The sequence below is a fragment of the uncultured Albimonas sp. genome (assembly GCF_963977235.1).
Classification (GTDB): Bacteria; Pseudomonadota; Alphaproteobacteria; order Rhodobacterales; family Rhodobacteraceae; genus Albimonas.
The window spans coordinates 21,047-45,408 of record NZ_CAXBOD010000042.1; the positions used below are offsets into that span (position 1 = coordinate 21,047).

At 71.6% G+C, this 24,362-nt stretch carries 26 protein-coding genes, 1 tRNA gene and 1 pseudogene; 16 read left to right on the forward strand and 12 right to left on the reverse strand.

The window, feature by feature from the left end; translation table 11 throughout:
- Positions 1-40 precede the first annotated feature (40 nt).
- Together AAC134_RS16985 and AAC134_RS16990 are read right to left on the reverse strand one after the other, a co-directional pair.
- On the reverse strand, positions 41-190 hold the full coding sequence (locus AAC134_RS16985) for a hypothetical protein (protein ID WP_339950310.1): 150 nt from the start codon (positions 188-190) through the stop codon (positions 41-43).
- The gene (locus AAC134_RS16990; protein ID WP_339950311.1) at positions 178-816 is read right to left on the reverse strand and encodes a hypothetical protein; all 639 of its coding nucleotides are present in this window, start codon (positions 814-816) and stop codon (positions 178-180) included. Before AAC134_RS16990 ends, AAC134_RS16985 begins: the two co-directional genes overlap by 13 nt.
- 208 nt (positions 817-1,024) lie before the next feature.
- On the opposite strand from AAC134_RS16990, the gene crcB reads away from it, so the two are divergent.
- From crcB to AAC134_RS17055, 13 genes and pseudogenes are all read left to right on the forward strand, one after another.
- Positions 1,025-1,411, forward strand: a complete 387-nt coding sequence (crcB, locus tag AAC134_RS16995; protein WP_339950312.1) for a fluoride efflux transporter CrcB — start codon at positions 1,025-1,027, stop codon at positions 1,409-1,411.
- A gap of 14 nt (positions 1,412-1,425) precedes the next feature.
- Positions 1,426-2,478: an RluA family pseudouridine synthase gene (locus tag AAC134_RS17000; RefSeq protein WP_339950313.1), complete on the forward strand. Its 1,053-nt coding sequence runs from the start codon at positions 1,426-1,428 to the stop codon at positions 2,476-2,478.
- A gap of 387 nt (positions 2,479-2,865) precedes the next feature.
- Positions 2,866-3,567, forward strand: coding sequence for an HAD-IA family hydrolase (locus AAC134_RS17005; protein WP_339950314.1), 702 nt, complete (start codon positions 2,866-2,868; stop codon positions 3,565-3,567).
- Positions 3,567-4,271, forward strand: a complete 705-nt coding sequence (locus AAC134_RS17010) for an ATP12 family protein (RefSeq protein ID WP_339950315.1) — start codon at positions 3,567-3,569, stop codon at positions 4,269-4,271. The genes AAC134_RS17005 and AAC134_RS17010 overlap by 1 nt, the downstream gene beginning before the upstream one ends.
- 18 nt (positions 4,272-4,289) lie before the next feature.
- Entirely contained in the window at positions 4,290-4,796 is a 507-nt protein-coding gene (locus AAC134_RS17015; RefSeq protein WP_339950316.1) for a PaaI family thioesterase, read from the forward strand.
- A 41-nt stretch (positions 4,797-4,837) separates the two neighbouring features.
- Positions 4,838-5,680, forward strand: a complete 843-nt coding sequence (locus AAC134_RS17020; RefSeq protein WP_339950317.1) for a fumarylacetoacetate hydrolase family protein — start codon at positions 4,838-4,840, stop codon at positions 5,678-5,680.
- Between the two features lie 22 nt (positions 5,681-5,702).
- The gene (locus AAC134_RS17025; protein WP_339950318.1) at positions 5,703-6,398 is read left to right on the forward strand and encodes a DUF1045 domain-containing protein; all 696 of its coding nucleotides are present in this window, start codon (positions 5,703-5,705) and stop codon (positions 6,396-6,398) included.
- Between the two features lie 148 nt (positions 6,399-6,546).
- On the forward strand, positions 6,547-6,843 hold the full coding sequence (locus tag AAC134_RS17030; RefSeq protein ID WP_339950319.1) for an acylphosphatase: 297 nt from the start codon (positions 6,547-6,549) through the stop codon (positions 6,841-6,843).
- 352 nt (positions 6,844-7,195) lie between these two features.
- Positions 7,196-8,215, forward strand: a complete 1,020-nt coding sequence (locus AAC134_RS17035) for an amino acid ABC transporter substrate-binding protein (RefSeq protein ID WP_339950320.1) — start codon at positions 7,196-7,198, stop codon at positions 8,213-8,215.
- Between the two features lie 137 nt (positions 8,216-8,352).
- A pseudogene (locus tag AAC134_RS17040) lies at positions 8,353-9,561 on the forward strand (ABC transporter permease subunit); the annotation flags it as partial.
- Between the two features lie 509 nt (positions 9,562-10,070).
- Positions 10,071-11,378, forward strand: a complete 1,308-nt coding sequence (locus AAC134_RS17045) for an amino acid ABC transporter permease (protein WP_339950321.1) — start codon at positions 10,071-10,073, stop codon at positions 11,376-11,378.
- A 21-nt stretch (positions 11,379-11,399) separates the two neighbouring features.
- The gene (locus tag AAC134_RS17050) at positions 11,400-12,197 is read left to right on the forward strand and encodes an amino acid ABC transporter ATP-binding protein (protein WP_339950322.1); all 798 of its coding nucleotides are present in this window, start codon (positions 11,400-11,402) and stop codon (positions 12,195-12,197) included.
- Positions 12,198-12,458: 261 nt separating this feature from the next.
- Positions 12,459-13,166, forward strand: a complete 708-nt coding sequence (locus tag AAC134_RS17055) for a hypothetical protein (RefSeq protein WP_339950323.1) — start codon at positions 12,459-12,461, stop codon at positions 13,164-13,166.
- A 145-nt stretch (positions 13,167-13,311) separates the two neighbouring features.
- Here AAC134_RS17055 and AAC134_RS17060 read toward each other — a convergent pair whose 3' ends face one another.
- The 10 genes from AAC134_RS17060 to AAC134_RS17105 all read right to left on the reverse strand — a co-directional run bounded on the left by AAC134_RS17060 (position 13,312) and on the right by AAC134_RS17105 (position 22,394).
- On the reverse strand, positions 13,312-13,920 hold the full coding sequence (locus tag AAC134_RS17060) for a YSC84-related protein (RefSeq protein ID WP_339950324.1): 609 nt from the start codon (positions 13,918-13,920) through the stop codon (positions 13,312-13,314).
- A gap of 138 nt (positions 13,921-14,058) precedes the next feature.
- Positions 14,059-15,207, reverse strand: coding sequence for a PQQ-dependent sugar dehydrogenase (locus tag AAC134_RS17065; protein ID WP_339950325.1), 1,149 nt, complete (start codon positions 15,205-15,207; stop codon positions 14,059-14,061).
- Positions 15,208-15,296: 89 nt separating this feature from the next.
- A complete protein-coding gene (locus AAC134_RS17070; RefSeq protein WP_339950326.1) occupies positions 15,297-15,719 on the reverse strand; it encodes a VOC family protein in 423 nt (140 codons plus the stop codon).
- Positions 15,720-16,024: 305 nt separating this feature from the next.
- Positions 16,025-17,032 (reverse strand): porphobilinogen synthase, encoded by a 1,008-nt coding sequence (gene hemB, locus AAC134_RS17075; protein WP_339950327.1) that lies wholly within the window; start codon positions 17,030-17,032, stop codon positions 16,025-16,027.
- 432 nt (positions 17,033-17,464) lie between these two features.
- Entirely contained in the window at positions 17,465-18,097 is a 633-nt protein-coding gene (folE, locus tag AAC134_RS17080; RefSeq protein ID WP_339950328.1) for a GTP cyclohydrolase I FolE, read from the reverse strand.
- A 182-nt stretch (positions 18,098-18,279) separates the two neighbouring features.
- A complete protein-coding gene (locus AAC134_RS17085) occupies positions 18,280-19,056 on the reverse strand; it encodes an isocitrate lyase/phosphoenolpyruvate mutase family protein (protein WP_339950329.1) in 777 nt (258 codons plus the stop codon).
- A complete protein-coding gene (locus tag AAC134_RS17090) occupies positions 19,053-19,697 on the reverse strand; it encodes a methylated-DNA--[protein]-cysteine S-methyltransferase (protein ID WP_339950330.1) in 645 nt (214 codons plus the stop codon). The genes AAC134_RS17085 and AAC134_RS17090 overlap by 4 nt, the downstream gene beginning before the upstream one ends.
- 78 nt (positions 19,698-19,775) lie before the next feature.
- Positions 19,776-21,194: an L-serine ammonia-lyase gene (locus AAC134_RS17095; RefSeq protein WP_339950331.1), complete on the reverse strand. Its 1,419-nt coding sequence runs from the start codon at positions 21,192-21,194 to the stop codon at positions 19,776-19,778.
- A 195-nt stretch (positions 21,195-21,389) separates the two neighbouring features.
- Positions 21,390-21,464: transfer RNA gene (locus tag AAC134_RS17100), tRNA-Asn, on the reverse strand.
- Between the two features lie 135 nt (positions 21,465-21,599).
- A complete protein-coding gene (locus AAC134_RS17105) occupies positions 21,600-22,394 on the reverse strand; it encodes an IclR family transcriptional regulator C-terminal domain-containing protein (protein WP_339950332.1) in 795 nt (264 codons plus the stop codon).
- Positions 22,395-22,617: 223 nt separating this feature from the next.
- On the opposite strand from AAC134_RS17105, the gene pcaD reads away from it, so the two are divergent.
- From pcaD to AAC134_RS17120, 3 genes are all read left to right on the forward strand, one after another.
- On the forward strand, positions 22,618-23,412 hold the full coding sequence (pcaD, locus tag AAC134_RS17110; protein WP_339950333.1) for a 3-oxoadipate enol-lactonase: 795 nt from the start codon (positions 22,618-22,620) through the stop codon (positions 23,410-23,412).
- Positions 23,405-23,797, forward strand: a complete 393-nt coding sequence (gene pcaC / locus AAC134_RS17115; RefSeq protein WP_339950334.1) for a 4-carboxymuconolactone decarboxylase — start codon at positions 23,405-23,407, stop codon at positions 23,795-23,797. Before pcaD ends, pcaC begins: the two co-directional genes overlap by 8 nt.
- Positions 23,787-24,362: protocatechuate 3,4-dioxygenase subunit beta (locus AAC134_RS17120; RefSeq protein ID WP_339950335.1), on the forward strand; the 576-nt coding region annotated here is incomplete at its 3' end. The genes pcaC and AAC134_RS17120, both read left to right, overlap by 11 nt.

Sequence of the window (24,362 nt, forward strand, 5' to 3'; positions counted from 1 at the left end):
CGTCGCCCGCCCGGCCGCCCTCATCCCGTGCGCGCCGCGCTCAGCCGAACAGGATGTCGCTCTCGGGATCGAAGCTCCGAACGGGATCCTCGACGATCACGCGGGTCTTCGCCCAGGTGATGTGGACGTCGCCCTTCCTGGTGTCGATTTCCAGGTCGTCCAGGCTGTTGACGCCCTTCATGTCGACCACGACCGTGTCGTTGATGGGGTTGAAGTCCTTGATGACGTCGACGCCGCTTTTCCGGGAGGTGTAGACGAAGAAGTCGCGGCCGGTCCCGCCCCAGAGCTTGTCGTCTGCAGCGTCCCGTAGAGGAAGTCAGCGCCCTCGCCTCCGTAGAGCTTGTCGTTGCCGGCGCCGGCATGGATCCGGTCGCTGCCCGCGCGGCCGTAGCCCTTGTCGTTGCCGCTCATCAGTTCGAAGCGGTCGTCGCCGGCGCCGAGCTTGAAGACGTCCTTGCCTCTGAGCTCCTGCAGCCAGAGCTTGCGGTTGTCCGTGTCGCTGTTCGTGCCCGAGACGGCGAAGAAGTCGGCGGCGTCGATCTTGAACGTGAGGGTGATCGCGCGGCCCTCGGAATACGTGGTGATCGTGCCCGAGTTCGGCACCAGGTTGGGCCCCGAGGGCGTGTCGACCGCCGTGTAGCCGAGGCCTTTGCCCTCGCAGGGCCCGCCGCCCCCGTCGCCGTAGCGCACGTCGAACCCGGACTCGGACGGGTTCCGGACCTGGACGTTGTCCTCGATCTCGGCCCGGGTGAAGCCGAAGCCCCGGGTCAGGAGGTCCACGCTCTCAGATACGGACTTTCGCACAAGGAATTTCATGAAGGTCTCCGTGGCTCTGTCAGATTTGAATGTTTCGGGCAGGGCGCCTGTGCAGGTGGGTTTCATCAACAAGGAACGGGGGGCGGCGGCGGCGCAGGGTCCGGACGTCGTCCGGCGGGCTCGCGCCGGGCGAAACGACTGTCGCAAGGTCGCGGCCGCAACGCCGCGCCGGCTTGACCGGCGCGGCCGGGGGGCGCAGAAGCGGCGGATGACGATCCTCTATGTTGCTCTGGGCGGCGCCTGCGGCGCCGCGTTGCGGTTTCTGTTCGGCCGCTGGGCGATGCGCGTGTCGGGCGCGGAGTTTCCGTGGGGCACGCTCGGGGTCAACGTCATCGGCTCCTTCGTCATGGGCCTCGCTGCGGTGCTGCTGATCGAGCGGACCGAGGGCGGCTGGGCGCGGTTTGCGCCCTTCGTGATGACGGGGCTGCTGGGGGGGTTCACCACCTTCTCGGCCTTCTCGCTGGATGCGCTCTACCTGATGGAGCGGGGGCGGATGGCGGGGGCGGCGATCTATGTGGCGGGCTCGGTGGCGCTGTCGGTGGCCGCCCTGTTCGCGGGGCTGGCGCTGGCGCGCGCGGCCTGGGGCCAGGGCTGAGGGAGGAACCGGCGATGCCCGGCGTGCAGACCGTGACCGTTGACGAGGACGAGGCCGAGAGCCGCGTCGACCGCTGGCTGCGCCGGCGGTTTCCGCAACTGACCCAGGGGCGCATCGAGAAGATGCTGCGCAAGGGCGAACTGCGCGTGGACGGGGCGCGGGCCAAGGCCTCGACCCGGCTCGAGGCGGGGCAGTCGGTGCGCGTGCCGCCGATCCCCGACGAGATCCTCGAGGGCGACAGGCCCGCGGCGGGGCCCGAGATCTCGGGCGCCGACGCGCGGATGATCCAGGACTGCGTGATCTATCGCGACGACCACCTGATCGCGCTGAACAAGCCCGCCGGCCTGCCGGTGCAGGGCGGCTCGGGGCAGAGCGGGCGGCATGTGGCGGGGCTCGCCTCCGCGCTGCGCTTCGGGCGGGACGACGATCCGCGGCTGGTGCATCGGCTGGACCGGGACACTTCGGGCGTGCTGGTGATGGCGCGCTCGGCCAACGCGGCCAAGGCGCTGGCCGGGGCGTTCAAGGCGCGGGCCACGCGCAAGATCTACTGGGGGGTGTCCGCCGGCGTGCCCGATCCCAAGGCCGGCACCATCAAGTGGGGGCTGGTCAAGGCTCCGGGCCACGGCAAGGGGGGCGAGGGCGAGAAGATGCGCGTCGTCCACCCCGACGAGATCGCGACGACCGAGGGCGCCAAGCGCGCCGTCACCGACTACATGGTCATCGAGGCCGCCGCCCGCCGCGCCGCCTGGGTGGCGCTGAGCCCGATCACCGGGCGCACCCACCAGCTGCGCGCCCACATGGCCGCGCTGGGCACGCCGATCGCGGGGGACGGCAAGTACGGCGGCTCGGGCCAGACCAACGAGGGCGAGGGCTGGGGGGCGCAGCTGGGCGGCGTGATCAGCCGCAAGCTGCACCTGCATGCGCGCGCGTTGATCCTGGCGCATCCGGGCACGGGGCGGCAGATGAAACTGGTCGCCCCGCTGCCCGAGCACATGGCCCGCACCTGGGAGGTGTTCGGCTGGCGGCCGGAGGATGCCCTGGACGATCCGTTCCTCGACGAGGAGTGAGGCGGGAGGCGCCCTGCGGGCGGGCCTGGCTGCGGGGCGCATGAGGGGCAGGGGGCGCCCGGAGCTTGGGGCGCGGGAGCCTCCGGCGGGCTCCTGACTCTCCAAAGAACAGGCCCCGCGCCTGGTCTCCGGATCCGCCTCTCGCTGATTGATGCCTGAGCGACTCGCCCGCAGGGGTCAAGGACAAGCCGCCTTCGGCGGTCGCTGCGCGATCCCTGACCCCTGCGGACGAGTCGCTCTGATTGGCATCAGCGAGAGACGGCTCCGGAGAACAGGCGCTTGCCGAGGGGGCTCGGGGTCGCGCGCGGAGCAGGGCGGCTCGGCTGGACAGAGGGGGCGGCGGGGGCTACCCCTCGCCGGTCCGTCACGACCCTTCGGAGCCCTGTCTTGGCCACGTCCCCGCGACCCGACCGGCTGAAGCTCGCCGTCTTCGACATGGACGGCACACTCATCGACAGCCAGCGCATGATCGTGGCCGCCATGGCGCACGGGTTCGCCGATGCCGGGCTGGCGGCGCCGACGCCCGCGCAGACGCTGTCGATCGTGGGCCTGTCGCTGCCGGTGGCGGTGGCCCGCCTGGCGCCGGGGCTGAGCGGGGCCGAGGTCGACCACGTGGTCGAGCGCTACAAGGCCGCCTTCATCCGCATGCGCAAGGAGACGGGAGGCGAGGCCGCCTCGCCCCTCTATCCCGGCGCCCGCGCGGCGCTGGAGCGGCTGGCCGCGCGCGACGAGGTGCTGATGGGGGTCGCCACCGGCAAGGCCATGCGCGGGCTGACCCATGCGCTCGCGGCCCATGACCTGGGGCGTTTTTTCCAGACCCTGCAGACCGCCGACGGGCATCCCTCGAAGCCCCATCCCGCCATGCTGCTCGACGCGCTGGCCGAGACCGGGACGCAGGCGGAGGACGCGGTGATGGTCGGGGACACCGAGTTCGACATCGAAATGGCCCGCGCCGCCGGCATGACCGCCATCGCCGTCACCTGGGGCTACCACCCCGAGACGCGCCTGCGCGACGCCGGCGCGCATCACGTGATCCATGGCTGGGACGAGCTCGACGCCGCCCTGGCCCTGAGCTGGGGGGAAGTCTGATGGCCGCGCCGAAACGCTTCTGGACGCAGGCGGCCGCCACCCAGACCGCCGAGGGCTGGGGCGTGGCGCTGGACGGCCGCCCCCTGCGCACGCCCGGCAAGGCGGCGCTGATCGCCCCCACCCGGGCGCTGGCCGAGGCGCTGGCCGCCGAGTGGGACGCGCAGACGGAGATCGTGGACCCGTCCTCGATGCCGCTGACCCGCAGCGTCAACACCGCCATCGACCGGGTGGCCGACAAGCACGCCGAGGTGGTCGAGGCCGTCGCCGCCTACGCGGGCTCGGACCTTCTGTGCTATCGCGCCCCGCATCCTGCGCGGCTGGCCGCGCGCCAGGCCGAGGCCTGGGACCCGCTGCTGGACTGGGCCGCGCGGGAGCATGGCGCCCGGCTGCTCTGCGCCGAGGGGGTGATGCACGTCTCCCAGCCCGAGGCGGCGCTGGTCCGCCTGCATGCCGCGACCGCCGCCCACGATCCGCTGGCGCTGGTCGCCCTGCACGAGCTGACGGTGCTGTCGGGCAGCCTGGTGATCGCGCTCGCCGTCTCGGCGGGGCAGATCGGGGCCGAGGACGGCTGGGCCCGCTCGCGCGTGGATGAGGAATGGCAGGCCGAGCAATGGGGCGAGGACGGCGAGGCGGCCGCCATGGCCGCCCGCAAGCGCGCCGATTTCCTCGCCGCGCGACGCCTGCTCGACCTGATCTCCGACTGACCGCCGAAGGATCGCCGCATGACCGACACGCCCCCCGCCTCCCCCCGCTGGCCCGAGACGCTGGAGGACATCCCCGGCCTCGCCGAGGCCGCCAAGTACTCGGGGATCGAGATGCTGGAGGCGATCCGCACCGGGCGCCTGCCCTCGGCGCCGATGTCGCGCACGGTCAACTTCCTGATCCACACGGTCGAGACGGGGCGGGTGGTGTTCCGGGGCGAGCCGGGCTTTGACGTCTACAACCCCCTCGGGTCCGTGCATGGCGGCTGGTACGGGGTGATGCTCGACAGCGCCATGGGCAGCGCGATCCATACGCATCTGCCGGCCGGAAAGGCCTATACGACGCTCGAGTACAAGGTGAACATCCTGCGCGGGGCGCGGGCGGACAGCGGGCCGATGCTGGCGATCGGGGAGTCGATCCATGTCGGCCGCTCGACCGGCACGGCGCAGGGGCGGCTGGTGGGGGAGGCGGACGGGAGGCTCTATGCCACCGCCACCACCACCTGCCTGATCATGGATTTCGCCTGACAGGGCGCAACGGGGGCTGACGGGCCCGGAGGGAGGACGCGATGAAACTGCTGCGCTGGGGCCCGAAAGGGGCCGAGAGGCCGGGGATGCTGGACGGGGACACGGTCCGCGATCTCTCCGGCGCGATCCCCGACCTGACGCCGGCGACGGTGAGCCTGGAAAGCCTCGCGCGGCTGCGCGAGCTGGACCCCGCCACGCTGCCCGCCGTGAGCCCGGAGCGGATCGGCGCCTGCCTCTCGCGCGTCGAGACCTTCCACGCCATCGGCCTGAACTACCGCCTGCACGCGGACGAGACCGGCAACCCCTGGCCCAAGGAGCCGATCGTCTTCGCCAAGGCGGCCTCCTGCCTCGCAGGTCCCGACGACGCGCTGGTGATCCCCAAGGACAGCGTGAAGACCGACTGGGAGGTCGAGCTGGGCGTGGTCATCGGCCGGGTGAGCGAGCATGTCTCGGAGGCCGAGGCGCTGTCCTGCGTGGCCGGTTACTGCGTGGCCAACGACGTCTCCGAGCGCGAGTGGCAGCAGGAGCGCGGCGGCACCTGGTGCAAGGGCAAGGGCGCGCCGGGCTTCGGTCCGCTGGGGCCGTGGCTGGTCACCGCCGACGAGGTGCCCGACCCCCAGGCCCTGCCGATCTGGCTGAAGCTCAACGGCGAGACGGTGCAGGAGTCGACCACCGGCGACATGATCTTCTCGGTCGCCGAGATCGTCAGCTACCTCAGCCGCTTCGTGCGGCTGGTGCCGGGCGACGTGATCGTGACCGGCACCCCCTCGGGCGTGGGGCTGGGCATGAAGCCGCCGCGCTTCCTCGCCCCCGGCGACACGCTGGAGCTGGGGATCGAGGGGCTGGGCGTGCAGCGTCAGGCGGCGGTGGCCTATCCGGGCTGAGACCCGCAGGGAGGGCAGGGCGATGGCGACCTGGGAACGGCTGGCGATCTACTATGCGCCGCCCGCCGACAGCGGCCTCTGGGCCTTCGGCTCGGCCTGGCTGGGCTGGGACGCGGAGGCGGGCGCGGTCCCGCCCCGCCCCGCGGTCGAAGGGCTGCCCGAGGATCCGCTCTCGCTGACCGTCTCGCCGCGGCGCTACGGCTTCCACGGCACGCTGAAGCCGCCGTTCTTCCTGGCCGAGGGGACCTCGGCCGGGGAGCTGGAGAGAGAGGCCGAGGCGCTGGCCGCCTCGCTCGCGCCCTTCGAGGCGCCGGCGCTGTCGTTGCAGACCACCGGGCGCTTCGGTTTCCTGGGGCTGTCGGCGCCCTCGCCGGAGATGGCCGCGCTCGCCTCGGCCTGCGTCGAGCGGCTGGACCGGTTCCGCGCGCCCCCCTCGCAGGCCGAGCTCGCGCGGCGGCGGAAGATGAGCCTCACCCCGGCGCAGGAGGACAACCTCGCGCGCTGGGGCTACCCTTACGTGTTCGAGCAGTTCCGCTTTCACCTGACGCTGACCTCGGCGCTGGCGCCCCGGACCCTGGCCGCCACGGTCGAGGCGCTGGCCCCCCACGCGGCGCCCTTCTGCGAGGCGCCGCTGCCGGTGCGCGAGATCGCGCTGTTCGGCGATCCCGGGGGCGGGGCGCCGTTCCGCCTGCTGCGCCGCCTGCCGCTGGGCGGCTGAGGCGGGCCCGGGACGGTCGGATCTGGCAAGGTCGACTGATATTTGATGCCGCTCCGCCCGACGCCTTTTGCGAAACGGTTCGGCGCGCTAGGTTGTCGTCGGTTCGCAATCGGGCGCGCACGGACGCGCCCCAGCCCGAGGACGCCGCATGCATCAGGTCGCCATCCTCGCCGTCGTGCGCGGCCGGGTGCAGATGGTCGGCTTCCGCGACTGGACCTGCAGCGCGGCGGACCGCCTCGGGGTCTGGGGCTGGGTCCGCAACCTGCCCGACGGCGCGGTCGAGCTGCTGGCCGTGGGTCCCGAGGATCAGGTCCAGGCGCTGTGCGACGCCTGCGCCGACGGCCCCCCCGCGGCGGCTGTCGAGCGGGTCGAAACCCGCCCCTTCCCGCATGAGCCCCGGATGCCCGACGGCGCCCCCCTGGGCGGTTTCCTGCGCGCCAACTGAATTTCAACCGGAAGTGTCGCGACGGCGCCCCGGCGCTGGCGCGAATCGCTTGTTTCATTGAGACTTGCTCAACGCCCGCGAATGAGGCGCCCTGCTGTCCGGGCGCCTTGAACACCGGCGTTTTCTTCGCCGGCGCCGCAGGATTTCGGCGCCGCGGCGCGAGGGGTTGACCTTCTGTGAAGCCCCCGTTCATTGTTCGTGATGGGCCGAGGGGGGCCCGGTTCCCGAGCCTGGCTCGGAGCCCACGAATGACGATGCTCGCCGCGGTCGGAGGGGCCGTGGCGATCCAACCCGGAAACCGCCCGCCAAACAGGGCGAGGAGCCGGATCCACAGGAAGAGGTGTACCGACTTATGAAACGCAACCTTCTGATCGGCGCGCTGGCCGCCGCAGCCGGCCTCTCGGCCGGCGCCGCCTCCGCCGCGACGCTCGACGACGTGAAGGCCAAGGGCTTCGTCCAGTGCGGCGTCGCCACCGGCGTGCCGGGCTTCGCCTACACCGAGGCGTCGGGCGAGTGGACCGGCTTCGACGTGGCCGTCTGCCGCGCCGTGGCCGCGGCCGTGTTCGGGGACGCCCAGGCGGTGAAGTTCACCCCCACCACCGGCAAGACCCGCTTCACCGCGCTCGCCTCCGGCGAGATCGACATGCTGGCGCGCAACACCACCTGGACGTTCAGCCGCGACGTCGACCTGAAGTTCACCTTCATCGGCGTGAACTACTACGACGGCCAGGGCTTCATGGTGCCGCGCGCGCTGGGCGTGACCTCGGCCAAGGAGCTCGACGGCGCCACGGTCTGCATCCAGACCGGCACCACCACCGAGCTGAACCTCGCCGACTACTTCCGCGTCAACGGCATGTCCTATGAGCCGGTGCCGATCGAGACCAACGCCGAGGCCCAGCAGAAGTACCTGGCCAACGCCTGCGACGTGTACACCACCGACGCCTCCGGTCTCGCCGCCACCCGCTCGACCTTCGAGGCGCCCAAGGATCACGTGATCCTGCCCGAGATCATCTCCAAGGAGCCGCTGGGCCCGCTGGTCCGTCACGGCGACTCCGAGTGGGGCGACGTCGTGCGCTGGGCCTTCAACGCGATGGTCATCGCCGAGGAGCTGGGCGTCACCTCCGAGAACGTCGCCGAGATGGCCAAGGGCACCGACAACCCCGAGATCAACCGCATGCTCGGCTCCGAGGGCGAGTACGGCGCGATGCTGGGCCTGCCCGCGGACTTCGCGGTGAAGGTGATCTCGTCGGTCGGCAACTATGGCGAGGTGTTCAACGAGTTCATCGGCCCGGACACCGCCATCGGCCTCGAGCGCGGCCTGAACGCTCAGTGGACCCAGGGCGGCCTGCTCTACGCGCCGCCGTTCCGTTGATCGGTTGACCAACGAGGGGCGCGCCGGAAACGGCGCGCCCCTCTCGCTTTGCACAACATGACGCCCGCCATGGCACGACCGGAACAACCGGCGGCCCAGGGGAGGCCGGGCGCGACGACAGGCGAAGGATGAGCCGAATGACGGCGATAACGGACCCGCCCCGCGCGGACTTCCGCCTCGGGATGCTATGGACCGACACCCGCTACAGGTCGCTGACCATCCAGGTCATCGCCCTGATCCTGGTGTTGCTGGGGGGAAGCTACCTGGTGTCCAACGTGCTGGCGAACCTCGCCGCGCTGGGCAAGGACTTCAGCTTCGGCATCCTGACGGGGCCGGCCTCCTACGACATCAACCAGCGCCTGATCGACTACACCTCGCGCTCCTCCCACGCCACGGCGGCGGTGGTGGGCATGCTCAACACCCTGCTGGTCGCGGTGATGGGCTGTCTGCTGGCCACCATCATCGGCGTGGTCGCGGGCGTGCTGCGCCTGTCGAACAACTGGCTGATCTCCAAGCTGATGACGGTCTACATCGAGACCGTCCGCAACATTCCCGTGCTGATCCAGATCCTGCTGCTGGCCGCCGTCTTCGACGAGTTCCTGCCCTCGCCCCGCCAGGCGGGCGCGGACGCGGCCGTGATGGGCATGGTGGCCACCAACCGCGGCTTCTACATCCCCGGCCCGGTGTTCGGCGCCGGCTCGATCTTCGTGGTCGCCGCGCTGATCGCGGGCGTCATCGGCTCGGTCTGGTACGCGCGGATGGCCAAGCGCGTGCAGCAGGACACCGGCCGCCTGCTGCCGATCATGCGCGTGCGCCTGGCCCTGATCGTGGGGCTGCCGCTGCTGGTCTGGCTGGTGATCACGCTGATCGCCGGCGCGCCGATCACGCTGCAGTATCCCGAGCTGCAGGGCTTCAACTTCGAGGGCGGCATCTACATGCGCAACAGCCTCGTGGCGCTGTGGCTGGCCCTGTCGATCTACACCGGCGCCTTCATCGCCGAGAACGTGCGCGCGGGCATCCTCTCGGTCTCCAAGGGCCAGACGGAAGCCGCCTTCGCGCTGGGCCTGCGGGCCAACCGCACGATGAGCTTGGTGATCCTGCCCCAGGCGCTGCGGGTGATCATCCCGCCGCTGATCTCGCAGTATCTCAACCTGACCAAGAACTCCTCGCTGGCGATCGCGGTGGGCTACATGGACGCCACCGGCACACTGGGGGGCATCACCCTCAACCAGACGGGGCGCGAGTTCGAGACGCTGCTGCTGCTGATGGCCTTCTACCTGTCCATCTCGCTGACGATCTCGATGATCATGAACCTCTACAACGAGCAGGTGAAACTGGTCGAGCGGACCTCCGCCTCGGGCACCGCGTTCAGCTTCAGCCGGCTGTTCGACAGCATGACCGGCCCGTGGGACACGCTCAAGAAGGGCGACGCGGCCCACCAGCCCAACTTCGGGGTGGCGAGCTGGCTGAACCTGGTGGTGCTGCTCTATGCCGGGATGCTGGCGGCCGAGCTCGCCTATCTGTTCCTCGCCGACGTGCCGCAGCTGCGGACCCCCTACTTCAGCTGGCCGCTGGCCGAGCAGCTGACCTTCCTGGCGCTGGTGGCGATGACGCTCTCGACGCTGCTGACGGCGCTGTTCAAGCACTTCCGGGTCGTCGACCTGGCGGTCGCCACGCTGGCGATGTGGATCATCGCGCTGGTGGCGGGCAACCAGCTGGGCTCGCTGATCCCGGCGATCTCGGACCCGGTGGTGATCGTGGGCTGCGCGGCCGCCCAGATCGGCGCCATCGCCTACCTGGTGTTCGGCGCGAGGCCGAACGTCACCTACTTCTGTCGCGTGCGGAGGGCTGAGTGATGTCGGACGTTCACGCGCAGACCGTCGCCTTCGTCGCCCCCAGCCAGATCCCGCCCTCGCCGCCCCCGGCGCGCGAGCGGGGGGCGCTGAAGTGGCTGCGGGCGAACCTGTTCTCGTCGGTGGCCAACGGCATCCTGACGGTGCTGGCGATCCTGGTGATCGTCTGGTCGCTTCCCGCCCTGATCCAGTGGGCCTTCATCGACGCGGTGTGGTCGGCCGACAGCCTGAGCCAGTGCCGCGAGATCGCGGCCTCGCGCGGGGTCGAGGGCGCCTTCGCCTGCTGGGCGGTGATCAACGAGCGGTTCAACCAGTTCATCTTCGGCTTCTACCCCGAGGAGCTCTACTGGCGCCCGATCCTGACCTTCGTGCTGCTGTTTGCGGCCGCGGCGCCCGTGCTGTTCAGCGCGCTGCCGCGGCAGGCGCTGATCGTGACCGCGCTGTTCCCCTTCGCGGCCTACTGGCTGCTGTGGGGCGGCCCGGTGCTGCCGGTGCTGCTGGCCATCGTCGGTCCTGCGGTGGGCTACGCCGCCTTCCGCGGCGTCGAAAAGGCGATGCACGGCGACGCCGGCGCCGCGGGCATGGTGGTCGGCGCGCTGGTCACCATCGTGTGGTGGTCGATCGTGCCGGGCATGGTCGACGCCGGCCCGGGCCTCGAGCCGGTCGAGAGCGCGCGCATGGGCGGCTTCATGCTGGCGCTGATCATCGGCATCACCGGCATCGCGGCCTCGCTGCCCTTCGGGATCCTGCTGGCGCTGGGGCGCAAGTCGGACCTGATCTTCATCAAGACGCTGTCGGTGATCTTCATCGAGTTCATTCGCGGCGTGCCGCTGATCACGCTGCTGTTCGTGGCCTCCTCGGTGCTGAACTACTTCTTCCCGCCGGGAACCGCGCTCGACCTGATCCTGCGCGTGGTGATCATGGCCACCCTGTTCGCCTCGGCCTACATGGCCGAGGTGATCCGCGGGGGTCTCGCCGCGCTGCCCTCGGGCCAGTACGAGGCGGCGGATTCGCTGGGTCTCGACTACTGGAAGTCGATGCGCCTGATCATCCTGCCCCAGGCGCTGAAGATCTCGATCCCCGGCATCGTCAACACCTTCATCGGCCTGTTCAAGGACACCACGCTGGTGTCGGTGATCGGCCTGCTGGACCCCGTCGGGATCATCAACCCGATCCGCGCGGACTCGAACTGGAACGGCATCGTCTGGGAGTTCTACGTCTTCGTGGGCCTGTTCTTCTGGGTCTTCTGCTTCGGCATGTCCCGCTACTCCATGTACCTCGAGCGCAAGCTCCAGACCGAAAACCGCTGAGCCCAGGGAAGGAATGAGAAAATGACCGAGACCGCCTTCTCGAACGAGGCCCCCGTCGACGCCACCAAGATGAAGGTGTCGAACGAGGTCGCGATCCAGATCACCAACATGAACAAGTGGTATGGCGAGTTCCACGTGCTGCGGAACATCGACCTGACCGTTCATCGCGGCGAGCGGATCGTCGTGTGCGGGCCTTCGGGCTCGGGCAAGTCGACGCTGATCCGCTGCATCAACCGGCTGGAGGAGCATCAGCAGGGCACGATCACGGTGGACGGGACCGAGCTGACCTCGGACCTCAAGAACATCGACACGATCCGCAAGGAAGTCGGGATGTGCTTCCAGCACTTCAACCTGTTCCCGCACCTCACGATCCTCGAGAACTGTACGCTCGCCCCGATCTGGGTCCGCAAGGTCCCCCGCCGGGAGGCGGAGGAGACGGCGATGCACTTCCTCGACAAGGTCAAGATCCCCGACCAGGCCCACAAGTATCCAGGCCAGCTCTCGGGCGGTCAGCAGCAGCGCGTGGCGATCGCCCGCTCGCTGTGCATGCGGCCGCGGATCATGCTGTTCGACGAGCCGACCTCGGCGCTCGATCCCGAGATGATCAAGGAGGTGCTCGACACCATGATCGAGCTCGCGCAGGAGGGCATGACCATGATCTGCGTGACGCACGAGATGGGCTTTGCGCGCCAGGTCGCCAACCGCGTGATCTTCATGGACCAGGGCCAGATCGTCGAGCAGAACGAGCCGGAGGAGTTCTTCAACAACCCCCGCTCGGACCGCACCAAGCTGTTCCTCTCCCAGATCCTGGGCCACTGAGCCAGGCCGCGAGGGCTTCGCGCCCCAACCGTCTAGATCTTTCGCGACCCCGCCGGCGACGGCGGGGTCGCGTCGTTCCGGCCGGACTGTTGCCAGGCGAAACAGGTTCGGCCCGGCAATTTCGCTGATGCAACCAACGCCCTCGCAGTTGCGGCGATTGTCTCTCAACCCATTGTCTATGCTGCATATTGGATCGTTGATCCGCCCATCCGCCTGGCTATAATCTCGCTCACGGGGGCGCAATTTGCGTAGGATGAGTGCATGACCCGCGACACCAGTTTCAATCCACGCTCCGCCTTCCGGGCGGGGCTGCTGCTGGCGGCCGTGGCCGCGGCAGGGCCCGCACAGGCGGCGGCGGTGCATGGGCTGGCGGGGAGTTTCTGGGATCTCGACGGCAGCATCAGTTCGCTCGCCGCCGCGCGGACCGAGATCGAGGGCCGCACACCCGACGCGACCTTCCGCGCCACGACGCTCGACTACCCCGCCGGCGAGCCTCAGCAGGCCGAGGACGGCAGCACCTCCCTGAGCGAGCTGCTGGGCGACAATGCCGAGGATCTGACGGGCGCGAACCCGGATATCGTGTCCACCAGCGTCTGGGTGATGACGGGGTGGCTGGACCTTGCCCCCGGGACCTATTCGATGAGCCTGGGCTCGGACGACGGGTTCTCGCTGTCGCTGAACGGCGCCACGGTCGCCGAACACTCCGAGCCCCGCGGCTTCGCCTACAGCGATTTCACCTATGAGGTGATCGGCTCCGCGCCGGTGGCGGTCAGCCTGTTGTGGTACGAGAACTGGGGCTACACCGGGATGGAGTTTCTCGCCGGGGGAACCCCGCTGGGCGGCGACGCGCTGCTGATGGCGGCCGAGGACGACCCGGACTTCGCCGCCGTTCCCGCGCCGCCCGCCGCCGCCCTGCTGGTCGCCGCGATCGCCGCGCTGGGGCTGCACGCCCGTCGCCGCAGGGCCTGACGCGACCGGGCCCCGCCGCGTTTTTCGGCGCGGCGGGGCCCGGTGGTTCTGCGCGACGTCGATGTTCGGGCAAGCCGGCCCGACGCCGCGTGGCCCTGCGCCCTGATCGCGGCAGGGGCCGGCGCGGCTGAGCGTTGGCGGGGCCTCAGCGCTCCTTCAGCTTGGTGTACTTGGCGCCTTCCAGGCTCACGCCGGCCATCAGGCCCTCCTGCCCGTAGACCACCGCGATCACCGGATGCTGGGTGGTGCGCGAGGTGACGGTGCCGGCGAGGTTGTTGTTCAGCGCCGTCACCTCGGCGTCGGCCGCAAGCTCCCACCCAGAGGAGCGGCGGAAGTTCTCGAGCGCCGAGGTGGTCATGAAGAACAGCGCCTGGTCGAATTTCTGCATCCCGGCCTGCAGCCCGATCGAGGCCGCGCCGACCGAGTAGTAGCCCACCGACTGCCCGCCGATGCGCAGCGCGCCCTCGCCGTACATGCCGCCGACCAGCAGGCCCGCCTTGGTGATCGAGGGCATGACCAGCACGCCCTTGGCCCGCGACATCAGCTCGCGCGCGCCGTTGACCGAGGTCATCAGGTCGTCGATCGAGTGCTGGACCCGCAGGTCGATCACGTCGGCCGGATCGGCCGCGCTTGCCGGCGAGAGCGGCGCGATCGCCAGCGTGGCGGCGGCCAGGCCCGCGCCAAGCAGACGGCGGCGGATGGGGTCGGGGCGGGCGCCGGCGGCGGCGGCCTCGGCGCGAAGGGCGCGGGTCATGGGAACTGCTCCTGTCCTCACGGATCGCCATCGTTGCGGCGATGGAATTGGACGGCGCAGGTCGCAAACCGACCTCGCCGTCGCGGAAAAGCATACATGGGACGGGGGACCTTGTCCCGCCATCCCTCCCGCACACGCTCAGTCCGCCGGGGCCATGCGCATCAGCCGCCCCTCCTCGGCGTCGGTCAGGAACCACACGGCGCCGTCGGGGCCCACGCGCACGTCGCGGATGCGCCCGAAGGCGTCCTCGACCAGGTCCTCCTCGCCCACGATCTCGCCGTTCTCGACCTCCAGCCGCACGATCTTGCGGAACTTCAGCGCGCCGGCCAGCAGGTCGCCGTCCCAGGCCGGGAACAGGTCCCCGCGGTAGACCGCAAGGCCCGAGGGCGCGATCGAGGGATCCCAGTAGTGGGCCGGCTGCGCGACGCCCTCGGCCGCGCTTCCTTTGGGGAACTCGCGGCCCGAGTAATGCGTGCCGTAGGAGACTTCGGGCCAGCCGAAGTTGGCGCCGGCCCGGGGCAGGTTGACCTCGTCGCCGCCGCGCGCGCCGTGCTCGGTCACCCAGAAGGTCCCGGTCTGCGGGTCGATCGCGGCGCCCTGCGGGTTGCGGTGGCCGAGCGACCAGATCGAGGCGAGCCCGCCGCCGTCCACGAACGGATTGTCCTGCGGGATCGACCCGTCGGGCAGGATCCGGTGCACCTTGCCGTTGGCGACGTTGGGGTCCTGGGCCGAGGGGCGGTTGCCCCGCTCGCCCATCGTCACGAACAGGGTCCCGTCGGGCGCGTGGGCGAGGCGCGAGCCGAAGTGGCGCCCGCCGCTTTCGTTGGACTCCATGGCCAGCACCACCTCGACGTCGACCAGCCGCCCCGCCTCGCGGTCGAGGCGGGCGCGCGCCACGTGGGTGTTGGCGCGTCCGCCGTTGGCGGGGGCCGAGTAGGTCAGGTGGATCGTCCCGGTTTGGGCGAAGTCGGGCGAGACGGCGACGTCGAGCAGCCCGCCCTGGCTCTGCGCGTAGATCTCGGGCAGGCCCTCGATCGCTTGGGCGCCCTCGTGGCTGACCAGGATCAGGCGGCCGGGGCGCTCGGTCACCAGCAGGGCGCCGGTCCGGGCGAAGTCGGGCAGGAAGGCGAAGCCCCAGGGATGATCGAAGACCGGGCCGACGGGGAGGATGTCGACCGGACCGGCCGAGGTCTCGAACACCTCGGCGCGGGTCGGGGCGCAGGCCACGGCGGCGGCGAAGGCGACGAGGGCGAGCGCCAGGGCGGCGCGAAACGGTCGGGCGGTCATGCGGGGCTCCCTGTCCGGCGGTCGGCAGGCGCGCGGCCGGGCGCGCGTCCGCCTCACGAGGTGGGCGCGCGCGCGGGTCCGGCAAGGGCTCAGGCGGGCGCAGGGCCCTCGGCCGCCGCAACACAGATCACGTGTCCGTCAGGGTCGCGCAGGAAAAGCTCCCGCATCCCGTACCAGGCGGTCTCGGGCGCCTTGAGGACGGCCCCCTCGGGCAGGCGGGTCAGCACTTCGTCGGGGGAGAGGTCGCGCAGATAGATGCCGATCCCGGGCCGGTCGGGCAGGCCGCCGGCGAAGCTCGGCAGGTCGGCGGCCAGGCTTTCGACCGTCTGCAGCATCAGCTGGCCGCCGGCGCCTTCAAGGATCGTGAACACCGAGGCGTCCGGGTCCGCCTCGGGGCCGAAGCGGCTTTCCCGCGCCGCATCGACGGTCATCGTCACCGCAAAGCCCAGCGCGTCGCGCCAGAAGGCGACCGAGCGGGCCATGTCGGTCACCATCAGGTTGGGAATGATCATCTCGATCTCCGGGCAGGAAAGGAACATTTCGCGAACATTCTTGCCCGATTCCCGCCCGTGCGTCGAGCGGGCGCATGAGGCGCCGCGCCCGCCTCGGAGGCGCGGGGCCGATCTGTGCCGCGCTCAGACCAGGAGGTCGAACCTGGTCAGCGGCGCGTCGCTCTCGATCTCGATTTAGCGGGCGCCGAGGTCCACGCGCCAGGGCCGCCCGGCGGTCTGGAAGACGCTCAGGTCCCGCCAGGGGACGTCCGCCGGCCCGCAGGACGGGCGGCGGCGCCTGTCGGTTGCTTCCCGCGGGGGGAGGCTCAGCCGGCGGTGTCGAGCAGTTCGGCCGCCTGCGGGGCGAAGTAGGTCAGGATCCCGTCGCAGCCGGCGCGGCGGAAGGCGCCCAGGCTCTCGAGGATCACCCGGTCGCCGTCGAGCCAGCCGTTGGCGATGGCCCCGGCCAGCATCGCGTACTCGCCCGACACCTGGTAGGCGAAGGTGGGCACCTGGAAGGTGGTCTTCACCCGGTGGCAGATGTCGAGATAGGGCATCCCGGGCTTCACCATCACCATGTCGGCCCCTTCCTCGAGGTCGGCGGCGACCTCGCGCAGGGCCTCGTCGGTGTTGGCGTAGTCCATCTGGTAGGTCTTCTTGTCCCCGCGCAGCGCGCCGGTGGCGCCGACCGCATCGCGGAACGGGCCGTAGAAGGCCGAGGCGTACTTGGCCGCGTAGGACATGATCATCGTGTCGGGGAACTCGTTCTCCTCGAGCGCGCGGCGGATCACGCCGATGCGCCCGTCCATCATGTCCGAGGGACCCAGGATGTCGCAGCCGGCCTCCGCCTGGGCGAGCGCCTGTTTCTCGAGCGCCAGCAGCGTCTCGTCGTTGAGGATCACGCCGTCGCGCACGATGCCGTCGTGGCCGTCGGAGTTGTAGGGATCCAGCGCCACGTCGAGCAGCACGCCCATGTCGGGCAGCGCCTTCTTGATCGCGCGGGTCGCGGTGTTGACCAGGTTGTCGGGGTTCCAGGCCTCCTCGGCCTCGGGCGACTTGTTCTCGGCCTCGGTGTAGGGGAACAGCGCCACGCAGGGGATGCCGAGGTCGGCGGCCCGGCGCGCGGCCTCGACCGCGCGGTCGACGGTCAGGCGGGAGACGCCGGGCATCGAGGGGATCGGCTCCTCGGCGTCGACGCCCTCGCGCACGAACATCGGCCAGATCAGGTCCTCGGGGCGCAGCCGCGTCTCGCGGACCAGGTCCCGGATCCAGCCGGCCTGGCGCAGGCGGCGGGGACGCGAGAACGGAAAGGGCGCGAGGCGGGCGGGGCTCATGGCTGCGGTCCTCCTGGAGCAGGGCCCCGCGGGAATGCCATGAACGCAGGGGGCGGGACAAGCGTGGGGAGATCGGGGACGGAGGCGCCCTGCGGGCGGGCTAGGCAGGCGCGCCTGCCGGCGCGCGCGGGCGGGCGCCCGCGGAAGGCCGCTTCCGGACCCACCAGGGAACAGGGCCGCGCCTGTTCCCCGAAGCCGCCCGTCGCTGAAGATGCCTGAGCGACTCGCCCGCCCCGGTCAAGGACAAGCCTCGCTTCGCTCGGTCGCTGCGCGATCCTTGACCGGGGCGGGCGAGTCGCTCTTCACGGCATCAGCGACGGACGGCTCCGGGGAACAGGCGCTCCGCGGCGACCACCCTGGCGGGGCGGGCGTCGCGCGGGGCGGCGGCGGAGTTGACAGCTGTCAACGCTGCAAGTCCGCCGGGCCTGAGGGTCAGCGCGGGCGGCGGTCGGGCTGGGCGAGGGCCATGAACTCGGCGCGCAGGGCGGGGGTCTCCTTGAAGGCGCCGGTCAGGCGGGTGGTGACCATCGAGACGCCCGGACGGTGCACGCCGCGCGTGGACATGCAGTGATGCTCGCCCTCGATCAGCACCGCCACGCCGCGGGGCTTGAGCGCGCGCTCCAGCGCGCCGGCGATCTGGGCGGTCAGCTTCTCCTGCACCTGCAGGCGCTTGGAATACACATCGACCACGCGCGCGAGCTTCGAGATCCCCACCACCCGGTCGGTGGGCAGGTAGGCGACATGGGCCTTGCCGATGATCGGGGCGAGGTGATGCTCGCAATGGCTCTCGAAGCGGATGTCGGTCAGCAGGACCATCTCGTCGTAGCCCTCGACCTCCTCGAAGGTGCGCTGGAGCATCGCCTCGGGGTCCTCCTCGTAGCCGGCGAACCACTCGCCATAGGCGCGCGCGACCCGGGAGGGGGTGTCGAGCAGGCCCTCGCGCGCAGGATCGTCGCCGGCCCAGCGCAGCAGGGTGCGCACGGCCGCCTCCGCCTCCTCGCGGCTGGGACGGTCCATGGGGGCGATCTCCTCGGGGTCCGGAAAGCCGGTCTGACGGATGTTCATGAGCGGTCTCCGCTGGGGGCGACGTGTGTCCTGGCGGATACGTCGGGCCTCCAGCGGTTGGATCAACCGTTTCGGAAGAAATTTCCGCGCACCGGCGCCCGCGCGTCGGGGGGGCAAGGGAGCAGGGACCGGAGCGCGGGACGGCCGCAGGCGCCTTCCGGGACGCCCGCGGCCTGCGCGGGTCAGCCCAGGGCGGCGCGGGCGGCGGCCTCGAGACCGGCCATCGCCTCGCGCCAGGGCCGGGGGCCGTAGCTGATCCGCGCCACGCCCAGCGCGGCGAGCGCGGCCACGCCTTCGGGTCCGCCCGGGGGGCCGAAGATGTTGGTGGGCGCCGGGCAGCTCGCGCAGAACTCCGCCACCAGCTCGGGGTCCGAGAGGGTGATCGGGTAGATCGAGCCGGCCCCGGCCTCGGCGTAGGCGGCGGCGCGCTCCAGAGCCTCGGCCATCAGCCCGCGGTGGGCGGCGGGGTCGCCCGCGCGGATGAACAGGTCGATGCGGGCGTTGACGTGCACCGGCAGGCCGGCCTCGGCGCAGGTCGCGACGATGGCGGCGATGCGCGCGGCCTGGGCGGGCGCCGGGTGCACGCCCTCGCCGCCGATCACGCTGTCCTCGAAGTTGATCCCCACCGCCCCGGCGCGAGCCAGCCGCAGGGCGTTGGCCGAGGCCGGCGCGGGATCGGCGGCGTAGGCGCCCTCGAAGTCGATGCTGACGGGCAGGTCGCCGGCGGCCAGGACCACCCGCTCGGCGATCGTGACCAGCAGGTCGAGGGGCAGCGCCTCGCCGTCCTCGAAGCCCATCGCCTGGGCGACCGAGGCGCTGCCGGTCGCCACCGCGGCCGCGCCCGAGCGGGCGACCGCTGCGGCCGAGCCCGCGTCCCAGGCGTTCCACAGCACCAGCGGCGCGCCGGGGCGGTGCAGGGCGGCGAAGCGGGCGAACTTGTCGTCTCGGGTAGCGGTCATAGCGGCAGTTGCTCCTGTCTTGGACGGGCGGGGGCTAGCGGCGCCTCATGGGCCAGCAGGGCGCGCTTGCGCCAGAGGCCGCCGCCGTAGCCGGTCAGCGTGCCGTCGGCGCCGATCACCCGGTGGCAGGGGATCAGCAGGGCGATCGGGTTGGCGCCGTTGGCCGCCGCGACCGCGCGCGTCGCGGTCGGCCGCCCGATCCGCGCCGCGACCTGCGCGTAGGAGCGGGTGGCGCCCGAGGGGATCTCGCGCAGCGCCGCCCAGACCTGCGCCTGGAACGGCGTGCCGAGCGGCGCCAGCGGCACGTCGACCGGCGCGCCAGGGTCGGCGAAGACCCCCTCCACCACCGCCCGCGCCCGGTCGAGCATCGGCGAGCGGCCCTCCCGCACCGGGCCCAGCGCGGCGCGCAGGCGGCGGAACTCGGCGTTCAGGACGGCGCGCTCGGGGAACTCCAGCAGGCGCAGGGCCTCGTCGTCGGCCACGGCCAGCATCGGGCCGAGCGGGGTCTCGATCCAGGTCGCAAGCGGGCCGGGCGCGTCGCCGGGCGGGTCCAGATGAGCGCTCGCCTCGGCGCGCGCGGCGGCGAACTCGGCGTCCGTGGGGCGCCGGGCGCGGGGATCGGAGGGGCGAATCGCGGACATGCGCTCAGGGATAGCGCGGATCGGGGCGGCGGGGCGCCCGGATCTTGCGGGGCAGGGGGATTGCGGGCGCCGCGGGCCTCAACACTCCGGGACGTTGACGGCGAGGCCGCCGCGGGAAGTCTCGCGGTACTTCTCGTTCATGTCGAGGCCGGTCTGGCGCATCGTCTCGACCACCTGGTCGAGCGTCACCCGGTGCTGGCCGTCGCCCTGCAGCGCGAGGCTGGCGGCCAGGATCGCCTTGGTCGCGCCGAAGGCGTTGCGCTCGATGCAGGGGATCTGGACGAGGCCCGCGACCGGGTCGCAGGTCATGCCCAGGTGATGCTCGAGCGCGATCTCGGCGGCGTGCTCGACCTGCGCAGGCGTGCCGCCCTGGGCGGCGGTCAGACCGGCGGCGGCCATGGCGGCGGCGGTCCCGACCTCGCCCTGGCAGCCGACTTCCGCGCCCGAGATCGAGGCGTTGCGCTTGACGATCCCGCCGATGGCGGCGGCCGCGAGCAGGAAGCGGCGCGGCCCCTCGCGGTCGACCAGCGGGCAGAACTCGCGCGCATAGCGCAGGGCGGCGGGGATCACGCCCGCCGCCCCGTTGGTGGGGGCGGTGACGACGCGGCCGCCGGCGGCGTTCTCCTCGTTCACTGCGATCGCCCAGGCGGCGACCCGGCGCATCGGCGCGTCGGCCGGCTGCATGTTGACGCCCGAGGCGCGGTCCATGCCCTCGGTCAGCGTGCGCGCCCGCCGGCGCACGCGCAGGCCGCCGGGCAGCATCCCCTCGGCCCCCAGGCCTCGCTCGATGCAGGCCAGCATCTCGTCGGCGATCCGGTCGACCAGCGCCAGGGTCTGGGCGCGGGGGCGGAAGCGGTCCTCGTTGGCCAGCGCCATCTCGGCGACCGACAGGCCCGAGGTCTCGGCGGCCCTGAGCATCCCCTCGGCCGAGATCCAGCGGTGGGCGGGATCGGGGATCGGGGCGCCGGCGGAGGTCTCCTCGCCCTCGCGCTCGATGAAGCCGCCGCCGACGGAATAGTACATCTCCTCGGCCACGGTGACGCCGGCGGGGGAGACGGCGGCCAGCGACATGGCGTTGGGGTGGCGGGGCACGTGGGTGCGCCGGTCGAGGTGGATGTCGGCGTCGGGATGGAAGGGGATCGTTTCGCCGTGGGGCAGGGTGAGGGTTCGGGTCTCGCCGATCTCGCGCCACATGCGCTCGGCCTCGGCGGGGTCGACCTCGTCGGGGCGGGCGCCGGTCAGGCCCAGCGCGATGGCCTTGTCGGTTCCGTGCCCCTTGCCGGTCCAGGCGAGCGAGCCGTAGGCGGTGACCTGCAGCCGCGCCACCGCCATCCCCTCGAGCGCGGCGGCGAAGGCGGCCGCGGCGCGCATCGGCCCGACGGTGTGGGACGAGGACGGGCCGAGCCCGATCTTGAACAGGTCGGCAAAGCCCGCGGGCCAGCCGGCGGCGGCGGGGCCGGGAAGCCTGGAACCCGGCTGGGGGGCGGTGTCGGACATCGGGCCTCTGGCGCTGACATGGGGGGAGGGCGCTTGGCGGGCACACTGCCACGGGCGGGCCGCCCGGCGAAGCGCGCATGCGACGCCGCGCCGGTCTGGCGCGACTCGGATGGGATCGAGGGTCGCCTGCGGGAGGCCGGAACGAAAAAGGCCCTCCCGCGAGGGGAGGGCCTTTCGGCGCGCAAGGCCGGGAATTGGCTCCGGCGGTAGGATTCGAACCTACGACCAGCGGATTAACAGTCCGATGCTCTACCACTGAGCTACGCCGGATCAGGTCCGGCCTTGCGCGGCGCGGCTGCCTATTAGCAACCGCGGGAGGGCGCGTCCAGAGGGGTTTCGCAACATATCGCCCCCCATGGCGGGCGGCGCAGGCGCGCAGGGGGGCCGCGCAGGCGCGCCGGCCGGTCAGCCGCCCGCCGGGCGGCCGCCGTATTCGCGCGTCACCTCGGAAACGATGCGCCCCACGGCGTCGCGCAACTGCTCGAGCCGCTCGTCGCTGATCCGGCTGCGCGGGCCCGAGACCGAGATCGCCGCCGCCGCCGTGCCGTTCTCGCTGACCACCGCCGAGCCGACGCAGCGCAGGCCGTCGGCGTGCTCCTCGTCGTCCACGGCCACGCCCTCGGCGCGGATGCGGTCCAGCTCGCTAACCAGGGCAGAAGGGTCGGTGATGGTCCGCGCGGTGGCGCGCGCCATGCCCTGCTCCTCCAGCACGCGGCGGGCGCGTTCGGGGCGCATCTGCGCGAGGATCGCCTTGCCCGCGGCCGACCAGTGCATCTTGGTGCGCCCGCCCACCCGGGTCAGGGCGCGCATGGCGTGTCGGCTCTCGACCTGGCCCATGCAGACGATCTCGCCGCCGGACTCGAGGTATATGTTCGCCGTCTCGCCGGTGCTTTCCATCAGCCGGCGCATGTAGGGCTTGGCCAGCACGATCACGTCGCGGGTGCGGGCGAAGGCGGCCCCGACGGTGAAGGCGGCGACGCCCACGTGCCAGCAGCCGCTGGCGGTCTCGAAGCGCACGAATCGCTCGCTTTCGAGCGTGGTGAGGATCCGGTGCGCGGTGGAGGCGGCCAGTCCGGATTGCGCGGCGGTTTCGGAGAGAGTCAGGCCGTCCGCGCTCTCGGACAGGGCGCGCATGACGGTGACCGCCCGGGTGATCGCCCGAACCTGTCCCGCTCGCCCATTGGTGTCCTTGGGAGACATCTGCAGCTTCCTTTCTGTTCGGAAATCAATCTAGGTCCCCGTAACGGAAGGGCCATAGCCGCCCTGACATGGCCCCGGTTGTACGCAGATCGCCTTGGAATGGCCGTCTCCGGCCTCGACAGGGGCGAGATCTGGGCGATAGTTGTATACAACTCGGCCGCCCCGCTCCGGGCGGCGGCCACGCGCGGGCCCCGTGCCCGCCGCAATCGGGGGGAGGGACTCCATGCACGCGCTCCGCGCAGACGGCGCCGTCATCCACTACCGCGACGAGGGCGATCGCGGCGGCCTGCCGGTGGTCTTCGCCAACTCGCTGGGGTCGGACCTGCGGGTCTGGGACGCGATGGTCCGGGCGCTGCCCGCCCGCCTGCGCCTGATCCGCTACGACAAGCGCGGCCACGGCCTGTCGGACTGCCCGCCGGGGCCCTATTCGATCGAGGCGCTGGCCGACGACCTCGCGGCCCTTCTCGATCACCTGGAGGTGAGGCGGGCGCTGGTGGTGGGCCTGTCGATCGGCGGACTGATCGCGCAGTCGCTGGCCGCCCGGCGGCCGGAGCTTGTTCGGGCGCTGGTGCTGATGGACTCCGCGGCCAAGGTCGGCGACGCGGTCATGTGGAACCAGCGCATCGAACAGGTGCGCGCGCGGGGGCTCGAGTCCCTCGCAGACGGCCTGATGCAGCGCTGGTTCTCGGCCGCCTTCCGCGCCAACCGTCCCGAGGAGGTCGCGATCTGGCGCAACATGGTCTGCCGGCAGACGGCCGAGGGCTATGCCGGCTGCTGCGCGGCCCTGCGCGAGGCCGACCTGCGCGAGGCGGCCCGCCGCCTGTCGCTGCCGGTGCTGGCGATGGTGGGCGACGAGGACGGCGCCACGCCCCCCGCGGTGGTCGAGGCCACCGCCGAACTGATCGCCGGCGCCCGCTTCGAGATCGTGCGCGAAGCCGGCCACATTCCCTGCGTCGAGCATCCGCGGACCTGCGCCGCGATGCTCCTGTCCTTCATCTCGGAGCACAACCTTGACTGACCGCCGCGCGACCGGAGAAGCCACCCGCCGCAGCGTCCTGGGCGACGCCCACGTGGACCGCAGCCAGGGGACCGCCACCCCCTTCGACGCCCCCTTCGTCGACTTCATCACCGAGGGCGCCTGGGGCACGGTCTGGTCCGGCGACCAGCTCACCAGGCGCGAACGCTCGCTGATCACGCTGGCGCTGCTGGCGGGCCTCGGGCGGGAGGAGGAGTTCCAGCTTCACTGCCGCGCCACGCAGAACACCGGCGCCAGCCCCGAGGACATCCGCGAGATGCTGCTCCACGTCGCCGTCTACGCCGGCGTGCCTGCGGCCAACACCGCCTTCCGGCACGCCAAGACGATCCTGGCCGACCGCATTGCGGAGGCGGACGATGCGCAATAGTCCCGGCGGCCTCCCCGGCGCGTTCTTCACGCGCGACCGCAGCCAGCATCCCCCCGCGTTCGCGCCGGGCTACAAGACCTCGGTCACCCGCTCGCCCGACAAGCCGCTGATCGGGCTCGACAACACGCTGTCCGAAATGACCGGGCCCGCGTTTGGCCATGACCGGCTTGGCCCGCTCGACGACGACCTGATCCTGAACTTCGCGCGGCCCGGAGAGCTTCCGGTCGGCCCGCGGATCATCGTCCACGGACGGGTGCTCGACGAGAACGCCCGCCCCGTGCCCGAGGCGCTGGTCGAGGTCTGGCAGGCCAACGCCGGCGGGCGCTACCGGCACAAGAAGGAAAGCTATCTCGCGCCGCTCGACCCCAATTTCGGCGGCTGCGGGCGCTGCCTGACGGACGAGGCGGGCTGGTATCGCTTCCGCACCATCCAGCCCGGCGCCTATCCCTGGCCCAACGGGCCGAACGACTGGCGGCCGGCGCATATCCACTTCTCGGTCTTCGGCCACGGCTTTGCGCAGCGCCTGATCACCCAGATGTATTTCGAGGGCGACCCGATGATCTGG